This window comes from Exiguobacterium sp. s95 (genome assembly GCF_018618655.1).
Taxonomy (GTDB): Bacteria; Bacillota; Bacilli; order Exiguobacteriales; family Exiguobacteriaceae; genus Exiguobacterium_A; species Exiguobacterium_A oxidotolerans.
In genome coordinates this window covers 187636-202439 of sequence record NZ_JACSMM010000004.1, presented here as the reverse complement: position 1 = coordinate 202439, position 14804 = coordinate 187636, and the positions used below count along the sequence as shown (strand labels likewise).

Genomic DNA, 14804 nt, shown 5'->3' with positions numbered 1-14804 from the left:
CCGGTATTAGCTCCGATTTCTCGGAGTTATCCCAATCCTTGAGGCAGGTTCCTTACGTGTTACTCACCCGTCCGCCGCTCATTCCACTCACTTCCCTCCGAAGAGTTCCGCGAGCTTCCTGCGCTCGACTTGCATGTATTAGGCACGCCGCCAGCGTTCGTCCTGAGCCAGGATCAAACTCTCCATAAAGTGTTTGACTTGCTCGTTTGTGTGACTAAAAGTCACGTTGACGAAGCTTGCGCTTCATTCATTGTTTGTATCCGAAGATACGTTTTTTGCCTCATCGTTCAGTTTTCAAAGTTCGTCATCGTTTGTTTTGAAAATGGTGGGCCTAAGTGGACTCGAACCACCGACCTCACGCTTATCAGGCGTGCGCTCTAACCAGCTGAGCTATAGGCCCGTCAAAAGCAAACAAAATATGGTGCACCCTGAGAGATTCGAACTCCCGACCCCTTGATTCGTAGTCAAGTACTCTATCCAGCTGAGCTAAGGGTGCGATATGGTGCGGTCGAGAGGACTTGAACCTCCACAGTGTTGCCACCACTAGGCCCTCAACCTAGCGCGTCTACCATTCCGCCACGACCGCAATATTAAAATTTAAAATGGTGTGTCATGCAGGATTCGAACCTGCGACCCTCTGATTAAAAGTCAGATGCTCTACCAACTGAGCTAATGACACGAGAAAACTGGGCTGGAAGGGATCGAACCTTCGCATGCTGGAATCAAAATCCAGTGCCTTACCACTTGGCCACAGCCCAAAAATGGCGGTCCTGACGGGATTCGAACCCGCGATCTCCTGCGTGACAGGCAGGCATGTTAACCGCTACACCACAGGACCACATTTTTGTTACGTTAAGTATGAAATTGAAAATGGTGGAGGATGACGGGATCGAACCGCCGACCCTCTGCTTGTAAGGCAGATGCTCTCCCAGCTGAGCTAATCCTCCATTATGGTGACCCGTACGGGAATCGAACCCGTGATACCGCCGTGAAAGGGCGGTGTCTTAACCGCTTGACCAACGGGCCATAAAATATGCAATAATTATTCTCAAGTAACATTTTCACATAAGAGGTCTGGCGGAGATGGAGGGATTCGAACCCTCGCACCAGTTTCCCGGCCTACACCCTTAGCAGGGGCGCCCCTTATAGCCACTTGGGTACATCTCCAAAAGATAATGGCTCCGCAAGTAGGATTTGAACCTACGACCTACCGGTTAACAGCCGGTTGCTCTACCACTGAGCTATTGCGGAATGTTGTGTTCGTTTCGGAGCACTTTTATATAGTAGCAACTTTCTTTCTTGCCGTCAATGCTTTTTTAAAAAAGTTTTTAGTGACGATAAGTTGTTTAGTTGCTGTCGTTTTGACGACTTCTATAATTTATCACGCTCCGAAATGAACGTCAACTACTTTTGTAAAAAATCTTTCCACGACACTTCCCACAGCGGTACTTCTCCGGATTCATCTTTCTTTTCCTTCTATATAATGTACCGCATTTATGACATTCGTATTGATGCGATTTTTTTTCGTCTCCGTCTAATCGCGGACTGTACCGTAAGCCACCATACTTCATCAACCAGTCTTTAAAGTCTTGATCTTGATGACGATGTCCCCGTCCTGCGAGGTGAAGATGATAGTGACAAAGTTCATGAACTACGATGCCACGAAAGGTTTTGGCGTCCGTTACATAGCGTCGATTAAAGTCAAGATGATGATCCGTCAAAAAATAACGGCCACCTGTCGTGCGTAGTCTTTCATTAAAAACGGCCTTGTGTCTAAACGGTAAAGCAAACACGTCGAGCGAAAGCTGCTCGACGTATTGCTGTAATTGTTCGTTCGTCATGATGGACTGACCATCGTTAAACCGATTCTGCCACGTTCCGGTTCGACACTCGTCACCCAGACCGTCACGATTTCTCCGACGGCGATTACGTCGAGCGGGTGTTTGACGCGTCGGTTACTTAACTTCGAGATGTGGACGAGTCCACTTTCCTTTACACCGATGTCGACGAATGCTCCAAAGTCGAGCACGTTCCGGACGGTCCCTTGGAACTCCATCCCGACTTGAATCATGTCCAGTGATAACACATCTTGTCGTAAAATCGGTTTATCCAGTGCCTCCCGCGGATCACGCTCCGGACGCTGCAAGGCTTCAATGATATCCCGGAGCGTCGGTTCACCAATCTCGAGTTGTTCTGCCGTATCCTTCACTGGAAGTTCCGCTAACTTCGTGCGGAGTTCTTCCGTCCCGACGGTCGTCAGCGCTAACTGAAGCTGCTTAAACAGTTGTTCGACGGTTTTATACTGTTCCGGGTGAATCGGTGTCCGGTCCAGCGGATGCGTCCCTTCAGGAATACGAAGGAAACCGGCTGCCTGCTCGTATGCTTTCGCTCCGAGACGCGGCACTTTTAACAGTTCTTTCCGTGAAGCAAATGCCCCGAGTTCAGAACGTCGTTCGACGATTTTTTTCGCTGTCGCCTTCGTGATTCCCGCTACATACCCGAGCAGGGACTCAGACGCCGTATTCACATCGACACCGACTTGGTTAACGACGGTCTCAACGACAAAGTCGAGTGTCTCCTTTAATTTCACTTGTGTCACGTCATGCTGGTACTGACCGACCCCGACTGATTGAGGATCGACTTTAACAAGTTCAGCTAACGGATCTTGAAGACGACGGGCAATCGAGATCGCTGAACGTTGCTCGACTTGGAGGTCCGGGAACTCCGTCCGTGCGATTTCTGAAGCCGAGTAAATACTTGCACCCGCTTCGTCGACGATCGTAAAAGCGACTTCCGTATGCCCTTTAATCCAGTCTGCTACAAAGGATTCGGTTTCACGGGATGCCGTCCCGTTGCCAATCGCTATCAGCTCGACACCATATTTCTTCACCAGTTCTGATAATTTAGTACGGGCTTCCTTCGCTTTTTGCTCAGACATCGTGACGTAAATAACGCCGACTTCTTTTAATTCACCCGTCGGATCAATGACTGCCCACTTACACCCTGTCCGGTAAGCCGGGTCGAGTCCTAACATGACTTTCCCTTTCATCGGTGGTTGCATATAGAGTTGGCGCAAGTTTTTACCAAAGACTTCAATCGCTTGATTCTCCGCCTTCTCCGTCAATTCATTTCGGATTTCACGCTCAATTGCCGGGAAAACAGATTTTTTATATCCTGTTTTGACTGCTTCTTCAACAAGCAGGCGCTTTTGTTCGGGCAACCGATTAAAAGGACGAAGTAAGTATGGCAATACTTGCTGCTCGTCTAACATGACTTTCACGGACACGATTTTCAAGGCTTCTGCTCGGTTGATTGCTAAAATCCGGTGCGGTACGATTTGGCGGACCCGCTCGTTGTACTCATAGTACTGGGCAAAGACCTTTTTCTCATCGACGGCATCCTTTTTTTGTTTCGTCACGATTTCTGCAGCACGGTGTGTCACTTGACGAATGTAATCGCGGACAGTTGCTTGTTCGCCCCACTCTTCCGCGATGATTGCTTCTGCACCAGCGACTGCCTCTGCTTCTTCAAGCCCTGCGAACAATTTTTTGAAGCCCGCTTCTTCATAGGGTTTCGGCGAACGGAGCCACTCTGCGAGTGGCGCGAGCCCTGCCTCTCGTGCAATTTCCGCTTTCGTCCGTCGTTTCGGACGGAACGGTAAGTATAGGTCTTCAATCTGTTGTAACGTCGTCGCTTCACGCAACGCTTGATTCAATGCCTCGGTCATCACACCCTGCTCTTCGATTTTCCGAAGGACATCGTCACGTTTAGTTTCGAGTTGCGTGATGCTTTTATGTCGATCGAGGATCGCCTTGATTTCGACTTCGTCGAGCTCACCAGTTTGCTCTTTACGATAACGTGCGATGAATGGAATTGTTCCTCCATCTTCCGTCAACTGTAAGACGGCTTTCACTTGCTGGGGTCGTAAATTCAATTCTGTTGCGATTCTCTTCTCCATTTTTCCTCACCTCCCCCTCATTATACCGAAGAATCGACAGAAAAAAAGACTGACGCCATGGCATCAGTCTTTCGAGAATACTTCATTCGGTTCTACTTTGATCGCTTCTCGTAATTTCTGCAACGCCCGGCGTTGTAAACGCGAAACGTGCATTTGCGAAATACCGAGAAGTTCTCCCGTTTCTTTTTGGCTCATGTTGCGGTAATACGCACATTCAAGAATCGAACGCTCACGGTCTGTCAGTACAGCAAATGCTTTTTCAAGAATCAGCTTTTGGTCGACCGAGTCATAACCATTTTCCTGGTTACCGACTAAATCAAGTAAAGTGACCGTGCTGCCCTCTTGATCCGCTTCAATCGAGCTATCAACGGATAACGCTTGATAGCTTTTACCCATTTCGAGTGTTTCGAGCACTTCCTCCTCTGACACTTCAAGACGCGCAGCGATTTCGTCGATTCGCGGTGAACGTTGTAGTTCAGTCGTCAATTCTTCGACAGCCTTCTTAATCTTCGGACCTAGCTCTTTAATTCGACGCGGAACATGGACGCTCCATGTTTTATCGCGAATGAATCGCTTGATTTCCCCGATGATTGTTGGGACAGCGAACGATTCGAAACTTCGCCCAAACTCTTTATCGAAACGACGAAGCGCGGCAAGCAATCCAATCATCCCGACTTGAACGAGATCATCATGAATCGGACGGCCACGTGAGAATTTACGGGCGAGCGCCTCGACGAGATCCGAGTAACGGGCGAGTAGCGCGGCATGGACTTCTTCATCTTGGTCATCTTGTTGATACAGATCAATCAGTCGAAGGACTTCGTCATCACTGTGATGGCGTTGTTGAGACTTTGCTGGCACTTTGACCCACCTCATCTCTATTCATATATTTTGTCATATGGACAGTGACGCCGTTTGCTTTTTCGATCGTGACTTGATCCATCAATGCCTCAATCATCAAGATCCCTAGTCCCCCCTCATGCAGTGAGTCTAGATCGTGCGAATCCGTAATTGGTTCACTTTGGCGTTTGACGCTATCTTTATCAAATGTCACACCGTTGTCTTTGACGATGATTTCGAGACGATCGTCCGGGTAAACGTTACATGTTAAGCCCATTGATCCGTCTTGCTGGTCTTCATAAGCATGTTGAACAGCATTCGCACATGCTTCAGAAACAGCAATTTTGATGTCTTCGATATCATCATACGTATAGCCCATGCGGTTTGCGACACCTGAAACCGTCAAACGCGCGATTGCCACGTATTCAGGTTTTGCAGGTAGTGTCATTTCAAGTTGTTCGTTTTTCATTGCGTACCACCTCGTACACCACTGTCGATTGTAATGATGCTTGAAAGACCTGTAATTTCAAAAAGACGACGAATACGTTCTGAAACACCAACAAGCGTAAACGATGTACCATTTTTCTTCGATGCTTTAAGCGCTCCGACGAATACACCGAGACCTGTCGAATCCATGTAATGAATTTCATCCAAGTGAACGACGACATCATTTGCTTCTACAGCGGGAACGAGTTCTTGACGAAGTTTTGGTGCCGTATACGTATCAATCTCTCCTACGATATAGAGATGCGTCTGACCATCTAGTTGCTCTGTTCTAATTGTTAAATCCATCTTCAAGTTCCTCCTCAAGGAAATATGCTATATGATTTCTCTCTGTTTCATCAGTTGATTGTAAATAAAGTGGCTCCTTAAAAAAAGTCACTTAAGTATATTTCCCGCATTAAAACACTTCTAAACCTATTTTTAAAAATTTAGTCAAAAAAAGTCGCATACAAATGTATCGACTCTTCTCGTGCTTCTATGTAGGTGCCTAAAAATCAATCAAGCCTAAGCTGATTGCAACGGCACTATTCACTTTCATCATCGTCTCAGGATCCAGGTGTGTCACCTTATCCGTCAGACGGCGCTTATCGATCGTACGGACCTGCTCAAGTAGGATGACCGAATCACGTTCTAATCCGTGTCGCTCTCGATATACTTCCACATGGGTCGGTAGTTTGGCTTTGTCGATCTGTGCCGTGATCGCAGCCACGATAACAGTAGGGCTGAATCGGTTACCAATATCATTTTGTAGGACAAGGACAGGACGTACTCCTCCTTGTTCCGATCCGACCACAGGTGACAAATTTGCATAAAACACGTCGCCACGTTTGACTATCAAAGCTTACACCCCGCTTACTTGACGTAGGAGCGAGAACTCCGCCTCCGTTTCAATCTGGAACATTTCACCAACGATTGATAAATTGATTGCCGCCATTTCTTCGTAACCACGCTTCAATTCCTCACGTAGCTGACGCTTGCGTTCTTCGGTCGTATGGTTCGACTTCATCCCAATCGTCTCCTTCGCTACATTTCGCTCAACAAACTGCTTTTCCCGTTGTTGGACCAAGATAATGGCACCTCCAGATTCACTGAAACCTTAACGAACGACTCACTTTCTACTTCAATATATCAGTCGAATTCAGAAAATACAATCAAAATTCAAAGAAATAACATTTTTTTGCCATCATATTGATGGTTTTTTAAATTTATTTTCGCGGCACACGTTTTGAAAATTGACAAAGGACTTCATAGTTAATCGTCCCTAACCAGTGGGCTGCTTCATCAATCGGCGCGCCCGTTCCAATTAACGTCACTTCTGTGCCGACAGGGTATTCCTGCGGTAAACGAATCATTAACCGGTCCATACAGACACGACCGACGATTTCACACGGTTGACCATCTACGATGAGTGAGTACCCTTGAAAACGTCGCGACCACCCATCGGCGTAGCCGATCGGGACGGTCCCGATCCATTCGTCCGTCGGTGCCGTGTACGTCGCCCCATAACTGATCGTCTGTCCGGGTTCGACGCACTTGACTTGCATCAGCTGACTCTTCAACGAAAATGCCGGCTGAAGGAAATCATAATATGGAATCATCTCGTCAGACGGCATCGCGCCGTAAAGGGCAATCCCGATGCGGACGATATTAAACGGGTCATCCTGACCTGCGAGTCGAATCGCAGCAGCAGAATTCGCAGCATGGATATATCGCACGTGCGGTACGCGTTCGACGAAGCCGAGAAACGTCGTCCGTTGCTGTTCGAACAGACGGCTCGACAGTTCGTCCGCTGTCGCGAAATGTGTATAAATTCCTTCGAGCTCAAGCAAATCAGAATCGAGCTCCATTAAAAGTTCATCCAGTTCTTGCATCGTTTGCAGACCGAGCCGTCCCATCCCACTATCGACCTTAATATGAATCCGAAGCGAATCGATTTCCGTCAGATGTTGTTTTGCTTGCCGTAACCACTCGGCTGAAAATACAGGAACCGCCACATCATAATTCGAAGCGACGGAGACATGCTCCGGCAATAACGTCTCGAGCATGAGAATCGGTGCTTGGATACCTGCTTCGCGCAGCTCGATTGCTTCTTCAAGAAGAGCGACGCCAAGTAAGTCAGCCCCGTTTTCCAATGCAATTTCTGCCACAGTGATCGCACCGTGCCCGTAGCCATCCGCTTTGACGACGGCCATCATCGATTGGTCGCCGATTCTTGCCTTTATCTCGCGTACATTGTGTGCAATCGCAGCACGATCAATTTCAATCCACGTCGGTCGGTACATCGCCATCCCTCTTTTCTAATAAGACTTGTGCTGCCGCATAATGATCCGAATGCGTAATCGATACATGAATCATACCGTCAAACGGCCCCGTCATGATAGGGCGACCTGATGTTTCATTTAGTACTTCAAGATCGCGCCAAGACACTTCTCGCCCAATCCCCGTGCCGAGTGCTTTGACAAACGCTTCTTTTGCAGCGAACCGTCCCGCGAGATATTCAAGTCGGCGTCCGTTCGCCAATGTTTCATACCGCGCTTGTTCACGATCCGTCAAAATACGTGTCAGCATCCGGGGTTGACGTTCGAGTGTCAGACGAACGCGTTCTAATTCAATCAAGTCAAGACCGATACCATAAATCATTCCCTACGCCTCCACAGTTCTATTCTTCGTCCACTTCATATAGAATGAAAGTGAAGCGAGGTGTTGTCATGTTTAGTCGAACGGAAAATCTACAAACGTTCACACGTTCTTATCCGGTCGTTTCGTTGTTCATTTTAATCCAAGTCGCTCTGTTTGTCATCGAGCAGTTGAATCAGTTACTCGGCTTTGGTTTCTCTCCCCTCAGTTATGGTTCAGCGATTAATTTATTCATCGCGAAGGGCGAATGGTGGCGTGTCGTCACGGCGACATTTTTACACTACGATTTTTGGCACATTGCCTTTAATACGTTTGCGTTGATTATTTTCGCTCCTGCGCTCGAGCGGATGATCGGGCATGTGAAATTTGCCATCTTTTACTTGCTTGTAGGAACGCTCGCTAACGTGTTGACGTATGTCACGTTGAGCGATAACTTATTTTATGGACAGGCGGGAGCATCTGGAGCCATCTTAGGTTTGCTTGGCTTTTACGTTTATCTCGGTCGTTTTCGTCGGACGATCATTTCTGTCGAAGATGCACGACTCGTCTACATCTTTAGTGCCATCACGGCCGTCTTTACACTGATCGGCTCGAACGTTTCCGTCTTCGGTCACTTGTATGGTTTCCTCCTCGGATTCCTAGCTGGATTCATCTTCGGAAAAAGCGCTGTTCCGTTCACACGTCCGTTTAATACGGGTCAACGGGCGACGTTCGGTGGTCATGTCGTTCACTCGACAGGATCCGGTCAAACGGGACGCATCGTGTTTTATGTCATCGTTGCCTTTGCCGTTTTCGGTCTACTCGCGCGATTCATCTAATCTACAAAAAAAAGCGCCTTGTCTGATTCCGTACTACGGAAAACAGACTCGGCGCTTTTTTCTTATTCTTACTTCCGGAAAGATTCCGCAAGATCCTTCACATCGTCAATCAGATTATGGATGGTTTCTTGATTATCTGTGTAGAGGGCACGAATTTCTTCAAAACGTCCTTTTGGATCTTGTTTGACTGCCGAAAGTTGTGTGCCGGCTCCGCCAAACGCACGCTTCGTCGCTTCGATTTGTGCTTGGCGCGTATCTTTATGAAGTAATGAGAGTGTTGCTCCGATTAGTGCGCCACCTACTGTTGCGAGTACAAAATAATTCTTTTTCATCTGGTTCTTCCCCCTGTGTCATTTTAATGTAATGGTGGTACAAGTTGATAACGTTTCATAATTGGAGAAGGCGCAAACGACTTCCCTGCCTCTTCAGCATACTGATCAACCGTCAAGCGTTCAACTGATTTTGCGTAACGTGACGCATCTCCTTCGTCCTTGAATTGAATCAATAACACGAGATCTGTCGCCCGTTCGACGCGGGCAATCCGTAAGGCTTGAAAACTGCCATATTCTGCCCCGAGTACTTTCGGGTCCGACATGACCTGATGGATGAAAAGATCGCCGCTATTTTGATCTGCCGGAATCGACCAGTAAAAAATCGTCCCCTTCTCATCAAAATTACCACGCGTTTCGAGGAGTGTATAGCTGTTCCCGCTTTGAAACGGTGACTTTCCGTCCGTTTCAATCCAGAGTAATGCTTCTCCGCTTCCACCCGCTGCCCGAATTTGAGCATCACGCGAGCGAATTTGGTCGACAAAGTTACCGCTACCGAATGTAATGAATAGTTTAGATGGCATCACAGGCCTCCGCGAGTTCGAAGTCTTTCCCAGTCAACCCGCCGGCATCATGTGTCGTCACGGCGAGCGTCACCTGTTTATAATCAATCATGATCCGCGGGTGATGATTCAAGTGTTCTGCTAAAGAACCGACCTCTTGAACAAAATCAAGTGCCGCCGGAAAAGAATCCAATGTGTAGATGCGTACGATTTCGTCATCGACGACGCTCCAGTCATTCAGACCTTCTAAACGTTCTTCTACCTCATACTCATTCAACCGTTCCATTCCATTCTCCTCCTCTACTATCGTTTTCGTCCTATACCTTATACCCTACTTTCCTTACTTCTTATACCTCTACTCGTTCGATTTCTTCCTTTTGCCTTCGAAGTGAGATAGAGTACAATGTGAAAGAGAACACTATATCCCATTCAGGAAAGGGGCTATCGCTCATGCGCGCTCTTATCGTTATTGATTATACGTTTGATTTCGTCGCCGATGAAGGTAAGCTGACTTGCGGTAAACCGGGTCAACTCATCGAAGGACGCATCGCATCGCTCATGGATGAATTTTCGACGAACGATTATGTCGTCATTGCAAACGACCTTCATGAAGAAGGCGACACATTCCATCCGGAAACCGTCCTCTTCCCGCCTCATAATATTCGGGGAACACACGGACGGGACTTATTCGGACAGGTCGCAGAGATGGCACGTGTTGCGGATCATGTCATCGACAAGACGCGCTATAGCGCCTTTGCTGGGACGGACCTAGATTTACGTCTTCGTGAACGGCATATCACAGAAGTTCACCTCGTCGGCGTTTGTACAGATATCTGCATCTTGCACACTGCTGTCGACGCGTACAATCTCGGCTATAAAATCGTCGTCCATGCTGACGCCGTCGCCAGCTTCAATGCGGCCGGCCACGACTGGGCACTCACACACTTTAAACAATCGATCGGCGCAGAAGTCGTCGGCGAATAAGAAGGGATCTGTCTTCATGTTACAACGTAATCTTGCACTTCATACTGACCTCTATCTTCCGAGATGGATGTATATCTACTGGAAGGAAGGGCGCCATAATGAACGTGCTGTTTTTGACGTCTATTACCGCAGCAATCCATTCGAAGGTGGTTATGTCGTCTTCGCCGGTCTTGAAAATATCATCGAATATATCCAGACACTCCACTTCACAGAAGAAGACATTACGTATCTTCAAACGATGATCGGGTTCCCGGATGAATTCAAGGATGAGTTACGTAACTTTAAATTCAATGGCTCCCTCTCGAGTGTCAAAGAAGGCGAAATCGTCTTCCCGAACGAACCATTAGTCCGGATTGAAGCACGGATTTTTGAGGCGAAGTTACTGCAAACGGCCATCTTGAACATCGCCAATCACGAATCGTTGATTGCGACAAAATACGCACGGATTCGGCAGTCGGCACCAGGCGCGAAATTCCTCGAAGCCGGTTCACGCCGCGCCCAAGGAATCGATGCTGCTTACTTCGGAACACGTGCCTCTTATTTAGCCGGGTTCGACGTGACAAGCCTCGCGTCGGCCGGCCGCGACTTTGGTATCCCATGTGGTGGAACGATGGAGCATGCAGATATCCAGTTTCATGATGATGAGTTGACGGCTTTCCGGACGTTCGCATCGCATTATCCGGATCAGGCGACACTGCTCGTCGATACGTACGATACGCTTAAAAGCGGACTCCCGAACGCGATCACGGTCGCAAAAGAACTCGCAGCAGACGGACATAAGTTACGCGGGATTCGAATCGATTCCGGCGACTTATCCTACCTATCAAAACGCGCCCGGAAGATGCTTGATGAAGCTGGCTTACTCGACGTCGAAATTGTCCTGTCTGGTGATTTAGACGAATATGTCATTCAAGACCTTCGCATCCAAGGGGCACAGGCAAACACCTTCCTCGTCGGAACACGCGGCATCACGGCGTACGAACAACCGGCGCTCGGCATGGTCTATAAACTCGTCGCCCGCGAAATTGACGGCGAACTTGCACCCGTCATCAAAGTTTCGTCTTCAAAAGCGAAGACGACGACACCGCATATCAAGGAGGCGTACCGCATCGTCGACCCGGAAACGAACAAGTTCAAAGGCGACTACATCACGTTACTCGATGAAGATCCGAGTCAACTCGACTTCGTCGATTTGATTGACGTCCGCGACCCGTCGTTCCGGAACCGGATTGAAAACTTTAAGGTTGAACGGTTACTTGCACCGATCTTTAAGGACGGTGAACTCGTGTATACCGTTCCGACGATTGAAGAAAGTCGTCAGTTCCACGAACAGCAAATCGGACGCCTGTGGGAAGAGTACAAACGTCTACGTCTACCTGAAATCTATGCCGTCACGTTCAGCGACCGTCTCTGGAAACTGAAACTCGACATGATTCGGAAAACACGCCTCGCAAGTGGTGTAAAATAACAAAATCAAGCAGCCTCAAGAATCAAGCTTCTTGACGGACGTCTTGAAAGGCTACCTTTTCATCTCCCTCTCATTTTTCTATACGCTAAAAACAGCCCCTTCAACTGAAGTGGGCTGTTTCGTTTGGGTGAGCAGTCATTTTGGCTGTCGCTTGTTCCATTTGTTGACGAAAGTACCACGCAAAACCAAGCGCACCTCCGATGAAGACGATATAGGTAATCCGTTGACCGAACTCAGCAAGAGAATCGGCGTAAAAGATACTAATTAAATGATCACTTCCACTGATAAGAAGCAAACAGGCGATCAGGAGCGCTATGCGGTACGCAAGCGTCGGGCGATCTTTTGGCTCAGCATGCCAATACATGATGATGTGATGGGCAAGTAAGATAATCCCCACGATTCCTAATATTCCTATAAGTGCTTGCGGCATAATAAACGGTCCTCCTGTTTCTGATTTCTAGTTCCATTTAAACATAGTTCGACTCGAAGACGTTACGAAAAGTTTCGCGCAGGCGACAGACTCACGTTATACTGAAGAAAATCACGTACGAACAACAAAAGGAGGAGTTCTTTTTGAAAACCTTTAAATTGTGTACATTACGTATTCTCATGGATGAATCAGGGCGAGATACGACAATCCCCGTTCAGATTAAAGATGGGCTGACGGTGAGTACCGACCAAACCGCCCAGTGGGTCGCTGAAATCGTCGTCACCGACACCGATCAACCGATTTTGAAAGAACTGTTCGAGAAAAAGCTGCGCGCTTTGATTGAAATCACGATTTCACGGCCGGACAATGACCCCGCCGCCATGATCGTCACGCCTTATGAAAGTACGCAATTGAGCGAAGGCGTCTCTTATCTCTTTACCGGTAAGATGGTCATGATGAAAAATGATTTATCCGAATCGATTTTGCGTGAAGTCGTCGAAGACAACTTTACTGGCGAAGAGCTGATTCAAGAATATAAAGACCGACGCTCTAAACGTGGTGCTCATATCACGAGCATCGCGAAAGAAACGTTTAAACAGTACTTACAAGAACATCCGGCAACCGTCGAAGGTTGATGTTCAAATTGTGATATGGTCCGCTACATTAATCCGTTCAATCTCATAACGGTCGGAAAAACGAATGTAATTCGCACATGCATTTTTTAACGGCGTCCGGTAACTGAATGTCTCATCAATCGAGGAGAGTGCCGCTTTAATCGTATGCGAATGGCAGACGACTAAGAGGCGTTTTCCTCGATATTTTTCTGTCAGTTCTTCAACCGCACTGAAGACACGCTGTTGAATTTCCGCTTCCGTTTCAAGCCCCGGGACGCGCTCTGCATCATTTGCCTGCACTGCTTCGTAAATTCCGGCGACCGGTTCACCGGAAGCCGTTCCAAATTCGCGCTCGACAAGCCGTTCATCCGTTTCCGTCAAGCTTAGACCGATCGATCGACCAATGATTTCAGCAGTTTCGACAGCTCGCGATAGCGGACTTGAAATCAAGACGTCCCACTGTTCTTCTGCCAGGTAGGCAGCACTGAGAGCCGCCTGTTTTCTACCGGTCTCGTTAAGCGGTATATCTTCACGTCCTTGAATCCGCTCGTTTAAGTTCCAGTCCGTTTGACCGTGTCGTACTAAACAAATTTCCGTCATATTGCAGTCTCCTTCTAAAGAAATATGACTGATTGTATCATGTTTCCTAATGAAGCGCCTCTCGTTTCGGTAAGACAAGCACTTGACAACTGAAGGCTTCGATTCGTTCGAGCAAACGTTCAATTTTGAGTGGATTTTCAGTTTGGGCAAAGCTCGCCAGCGAATGTGTACCATTCGGGAAAGAGAATAATCGAACATCCGCCCCGACATCCGCCCCCTTCTCAACAAAGTGGAGTGCTTGAGCAAACGGGACAATCGGATCCTTTTTTCCGTGCAGCAACATGATCGGCGGCGAGTCGGAACTTAAATGTGTCGCCGGGGAGACACGCATCATCAACTGTCGCCATTCTTCCCGTCCACCCCCATAAAACTTGATATGGGCAATCCAGGTTTGAATGAATTTAAACAACAGAAAATTCGTCGGCGGATACAAGGCGATGACTCCATTGATTAAAGGAAGATGCGCCTCCGCCTGTTCGCCGATAAATTCAGTCGGAGCAAGCGCCGTCGTCAACATTAGGGCTCCACCTGCTGAATCACCCCATAAAAGCATCCGACCGCGCGCGATGCGTAATTCATCCGCTTGTTGATTTAAAAAACATAAGGCATCTCGAACATCTTCCAGGTTGTCCGGAAAGTAGCTGCCATCCTCAAATAAACGATAGTCGATGCTGCAAACGGCAATCCCGAGTTCTAAAAACCGGTCGATGATTGGAGCAAAACTAAACACATCATCACGGTTTCCACGAACGAATGCGCCGCCATGAGCATAAATCGCGACCGGAAACGGCCCTTCTCCCGGCGGATAATAAATATCTAACGTCAAGTCCTGCTGATTGACCGTCTTGTATAAAAGATTTCGTGGTGCTAATTGCTTTTCGGTAAGCGGCAAGACCGGCTCCGTCCATCTGAGTAAGGCTCCATAATTATTCCAAATACTCGCACCAGCAGCAGCCGTCGTCAAAATAGCGGCGCCACCCATCAACCATGCTGTTTCACGTTTCACCTCATCACCTCCAAGGCTCATTCCGATTTCACTTCTACTCTTCTCTTACCCGATTTATTTTGAACTAGAACTTCACAACATTCCGACTTGACGCTTTAATTTCCGTCGGATAT

Annotated in this window: 19 protein-coding genes, 10 tRNA genes and 1 rRNA gene; 4 read left to right on the top strand and 26 right to left on the bottom strand. The window is 47.9% G+C overall.

From position 1 onward, the window contains the following. The 20 genes from KNP99_RS09805 to acpS form a co-directional block, all read right to left on the bottom strand. Positions 1-189: ribosomal RNA gene (locus KNP99_RS09805) — 16S ribosomal RNA — on the bottom strand; the annotation flags it as partial. A gap of 134 nt (positions 190-323) precedes the next feature. Beyond that, a tRNA-Ile gene (locus KNP99_RS09800) sits at positions 324-400 on the bottom strand. 19 nt (positions 401-419) lie between these two features. Beyond that, positions 420-496, bottom strand: a tRNA-Arg gene (locus KNP99_RS09795). 4 nt (positions 497-500) lie between these two features. Further along, positions 501-586, bottom strand: a tRNA-Leu gene (locus KNP99_RS09790). Positions 587-603: 17 nt separating this feature from the next. Next, positions 604-679 (bottom strand) — tRNA-Lys (locus KNP99_RS09785). 7 nt (positions 680-686) lie between these two features. Next, a tRNA-Gln gene (locus KNP99_RS09780) sits at positions 687-758 on the bottom strand. Between the two features lie 4 nt (positions 759-762). Further along, positions 763-838 (bottom strand) — tRNA-Asp (locus KNP99_RS09775). Positions 839-871: 33 nt separating this feature from the next. After that, positions 872-947, bottom strand: a tRNA-Val gene (locus KNP99_RS09770). A gap of 4 nt (positions 948-951) precedes the next feature. Continuing rightward, positions 952-1026: transfer RNA gene (locus KNP99_RS09765), tRNA-Glu, on the bottom strand. 49 nt (positions 1027-1075) lie between these two features. Then, positions 1076-1167: transfer RNA gene (locus KNP99_RS09760), tRNA-Ser, on the bottom strand. A gap of 9 nt (positions 1168-1176) precedes the next feature. Next, positions 1177-1251, bottom strand: a tRNA-Asn gene (locus tag KNP99_RS09755). A 149-nt stretch (positions 1252-1400) separates the two neighbouring features. Further along, positions 1401-1841, bottom strand: a complete 441-nt coding sequence (locus KNP99_RS09750; protein ID WP_088838056.1) for a SprT family protein — start codon at positions 1839-1841, stop codon at positions 1401-1403. Beyond that, positions 1838-3958, bottom strand: coding sequence for a Tex family protein (locus KNP99_RS09745; RefSeq protein WP_215193197.1), 2121 nt, complete (start codon positions 3956-3958; stop codon positions 1838-1840). The genes KNP99_RS09750 and KNP99_RS09745 overlap by 4 nt, the downstream gene beginning before the upstream one ends. A 63-nt stretch (positions 3959-4021) precedes the next feature. Next, entirely contained in the window at positions 4022-4819 is a 798-nt protein-coding gene (sigB, locus tag KNP99_RS09740) for an RNA polymerase sigma factor SigB (protein ID WP_012371666.1), read from the bottom strand. Continuing rightward, on the bottom strand, positions 4785-5267 hold the full coding sequence (gene rsbW / locus KNP99_RS09735) for an anti-sigma B factor RsbW (protein WP_029331912.1): 483 nt from the start codon (positions 5265-5267) through the stop codon (positions 4785-4787). Before rsbW ends, sigB begins: the two co-directional genes overlap by 35 nt. Beyond that, a complete protein-coding gene (locus KNP99_RS09730; RefSeq protein WP_088838058.1) occupies positions 5264-5590 on the bottom strand; it encodes an STAS domain-containing protein in 327 nt (108 codons plus the stop codon). Before KNP99_RS09730 ends, rsbW begins: the two co-directional genes overlap by 4 nt. Before the next feature lie 199 nt (positions 5591-5789). Further along, on the bottom strand, positions 5790-6140 hold the full coding sequence (locus KNP99_RS09725; RefSeq protein ID WP_029331914.1) for a type II toxin-antitoxin system PemK/MazF family toxin: 351 nt from the start codon (positions 6138-6140) through the stop codon (positions 5790-5792). 3 nt (positions 6141-6143) lie between these two features. Continuing rightward, positions 6144-6368, bottom strand: a complete 225-nt coding sequence (locus KNP99_RS09720) for a hypothetical protein (protein WP_012371670.1) — start codon at positions 6366-6368, stop codon at positions 6144-6146. 139 nt (positions 6369-6507) lie between these two features. Beyond that, the gene (alr, locus tag KNP99_RS09715; RefSeq protein WP_214766435.1) at positions 6508-7584 is read right to left on the bottom strand and encodes an alanine racemase; all 1077 of its coding nucleotides are present in this window, start codon (positions 7582-7584) and stop codon (positions 6508-6510) included. Beyond that, entirely contained in the window at positions 7562-7942 is a 381-nt protein-coding gene (gene acpS / locus KNP99_RS09710; RefSeq protein ID WP_088838061.1) for a holo-ACP synthase, read from the bottom strand. Before acpS ends, alr begins: the two co-directional genes overlap by 23 nt. A 68-nt stretch (positions 7943-8010) precedes the next feature. Here acpS and KNP99_RS09705 point away from each other — a divergent pair, with 68 nt between their 5' ends. Continuing rightward, entirely contained in the window at positions 8011-8757 is a 747-nt protein-coding gene (locus tag KNP99_RS09705; protein WP_214771671.1) for a rhomboid family intramembrane serine protease, read from the top strand. A 68-nt stretch (positions 8758-8825) separates the two neighbouring features. Here the strand turns inward: KNP99_RS09705 and KNP99_RS09700 are convergent, their stop codons facing one another. From KNP99_RS09700 to KNP99_RS09690, 3 genes are read right to left on the bottom strand one after another with little or no spacing between them, the layout of a single operon-like run. After that, the gene (locus KNP99_RS09700) at positions 8826-9089 is read right to left on the bottom strand and encodes a hypothetical protein (protein ID WP_088838065.1); all 264 of its coding nucleotides are present in this window, start codon (positions 9087-9089) and stop codon (positions 8826-8828) included. Between the two features lie 23 nt (positions 9090-9112). Next, entirely contained in the window at positions 9113-9610 is a 498-nt protein-coding gene (locus KNP99_RS09695; protein ID WP_214766433.1) for a hypothetical protein, read from the bottom strand. Continuing rightward, on the bottom strand, positions 9600-9875 hold the full coding sequence (locus KNP99_RS09690) for a 4a-hydroxytetrahydrobiopterin dehydratase (protein ID WP_029331924.1): 276 nt from the start codon (positions 9873-9875) through the stop codon (positions 9600-9602). The genes KNP99_RS09695 and KNP99_RS09690 overlap by 11 nt, the downstream gene beginning before the upstream one ends. Positions 9876-10039: 164 nt before the next feature. Between KNP99_RS09690 and KNP99_RS09685 the strand changes: the two genes are divergently transcribed. Both KNP99_RS09685 and KNP99_RS09680 read left to right on the top strand, forming a co-directional pair. Then, positions 10040-10573 (top strand): cysteine hydrolase family protein, encoded by a 534-nt coding sequence (locus tag KNP99_RS09685; protein ID WP_029331926.1) that lies wholly within the window; start codon positions 10040-10042, stop codon positions 10571-10573. A 16-nt stretch (positions 10574-10589) separates the two neighbouring features. After that, positions 10590-12041, top strand: a complete 1452-nt coding sequence (locus KNP99_RS09680; protein ID WP_088838068.1) for a nicotinate phosphoribosyltransferase — start codon at positions 10590-10592, stop codon at positions 12039-12041. A gap of 100 nt (positions 12042-12141) precedes the next feature. Here KNP99_RS09680 and KNP99_RS09675 read toward each other — a convergent pair whose 3' ends face one another. Further along, a complete protein-coding gene (locus tag KNP99_RS09675; protein ID WP_088838070.1) occupies positions 12142-12471 on the bottom strand; it encodes a hypothetical protein in 330 nt (109 codons plus the stop codon). Positions 12472-12614: 143 nt separating this feature from the next. Here KNP99_RS09675 and KNP99_RS09670 point away from each other — a divergent pair, with 143 nt between their 5' ends. After that, complete coding sequence (locus tag KNP99_RS09670) at positions 12615-13106, top strand: YwpF family protein (RefSeq protein ID WP_088838072.1); 492 nt, start codon at positions 12615-12617, stop codon at positions 13104-13106. A gap of 3 nt (positions 13107-13109) precedes the next feature. Here the strand turns inward: KNP99_RS09670 and KNP99_RS09665 are convergent, their stop codons facing one another. Beyond that, positions 13110-13685 carry a histidine phosphatase family protein gene (locus KNP99_RS09665; protein WP_214805260.1) on the bottom strand — a complete coding sequence of 192 codons (576 nt, stop codon included), beginning with the start codon at positions 13683-13685 and terminating at the stop codon, positions 13110-13112. Positions 13686-13731: 46 nt separating this feature from the next. After that, positions 13732-14691 (bottom strand): alpha/beta hydrolase fold domain-containing protein, encoded by a 960-nt coding sequence (locus KNP99_RS09660; protein ID WP_214766429.1) that lies wholly within the window; start codon positions 14689-14691, stop codon positions 13732-13734. Between the last annotated feature and the right edge of the window lie 113 nt (positions 14692-14804).

What these genes read in the sequence shown, in the direction of transcription:
- alr (WP_214766435.1), bottom strand. Translation starts at nt 7,584, where the DNA reads ATGTACCGACCGACGTGGATTGAAATTGATCGTGCTGCGATTGCACAC.
- rsbW (WP_029331912.1), bottom strand. Translation starts at nt 5,267, where the DNA reads ATGAAAAACGAACAACTTGAAATGACACTACCTGCAAAACCTGAATAC.
- KNP99_RS09705 (WP_214771671.1), top strand. Translation starts at nt 8,011, where the DNA reads ATGTTTAGTCGAACGGAAAATCTACAAACGTTCACACGTTCTTATCCG.
- KNP99_RS09665 (WP_214805260.1), bottom strand. Translation starts at nt 13,685, where the DNA reads ATGACGGAAATTTGTTTAGTACGACACGGTCAAACGGACTGGAACTTA.
- acpS (WP_088838061.1), bottom strand. Translation starts at nt 7,942, where the DNA reads ATGATTTATGGTATCGGTCTTGACTTGATTGAATTAGAACGCGTTCGT.
- KNP99_RS09750 (WP_088838056.1), bottom strand. Translation starts at nt 1,841, where the DNA reads ATGACGAACGAACAATTACAGCAATACGTCGAGCAGCTTTCGCTCGAC.
- KNP99_RS09680 (WP_088838068.1), top strand. Translation starts at nt 10,590, where the DNA reads ATGTTACAACGTAATCTTGCACTTCATACTGACCTCTATCTTCCGAGA.
- KNP99_RS09700 (WP_088838065.1), bottom strand. Translation starts at nt 9,089, where the DNA reads ATGAAAAAGAATTATTTTGTACTCGCAACAGTAGGTGGCGCACTAATC.
- KNP99_RS09690 (WP_029331924.1), bottom strand. Translation starts at nt 9,875, where the DNA reads ATGGAACGGTTGAATGAGTATGAGGTAGAAGAACGTTTAGAAGGTCTG.
- KNP99_RS09730 (WP_088838058.1), bottom strand. Translation starts at nt 5,590, where the DNA reads ATGGATTTAACAATTAGAACAGAGCAACTAGATGGTCAGACGCATCTC.
- KNP99_RS09685 (WP_029331926.1), top strand. Translation starts at nt 10,040, where the DNA reads ATGCGCGCTCTTATCGTTATTGATTATACGTTTGATTTCGTCGCCGAT.
- KNP99_RS09675 (WP_088838070.1), bottom strand. Translation starts at nt 12,471, where the DNA reads ATGCCGCAAGCACTTATAGGAATATTAGGAATCGTGGGGATTATCTTA.
- KNP99_RS09745 (WP_215193197.1), bottom strand. Translation starts at nt 3,958, where the DNA reads ATGGAGAAGAGAATCGCAACAGAATTGAATTTACGACCCCAGCAAGTG.
- KNP99_RS09695 (WP_214766433.1), bottom strand. Translation starts at nt 9,610, where the DNA reads ATGCCATCTAAACTATTCATTACATTCGGTAGCGGTAACTTTGTCGAC.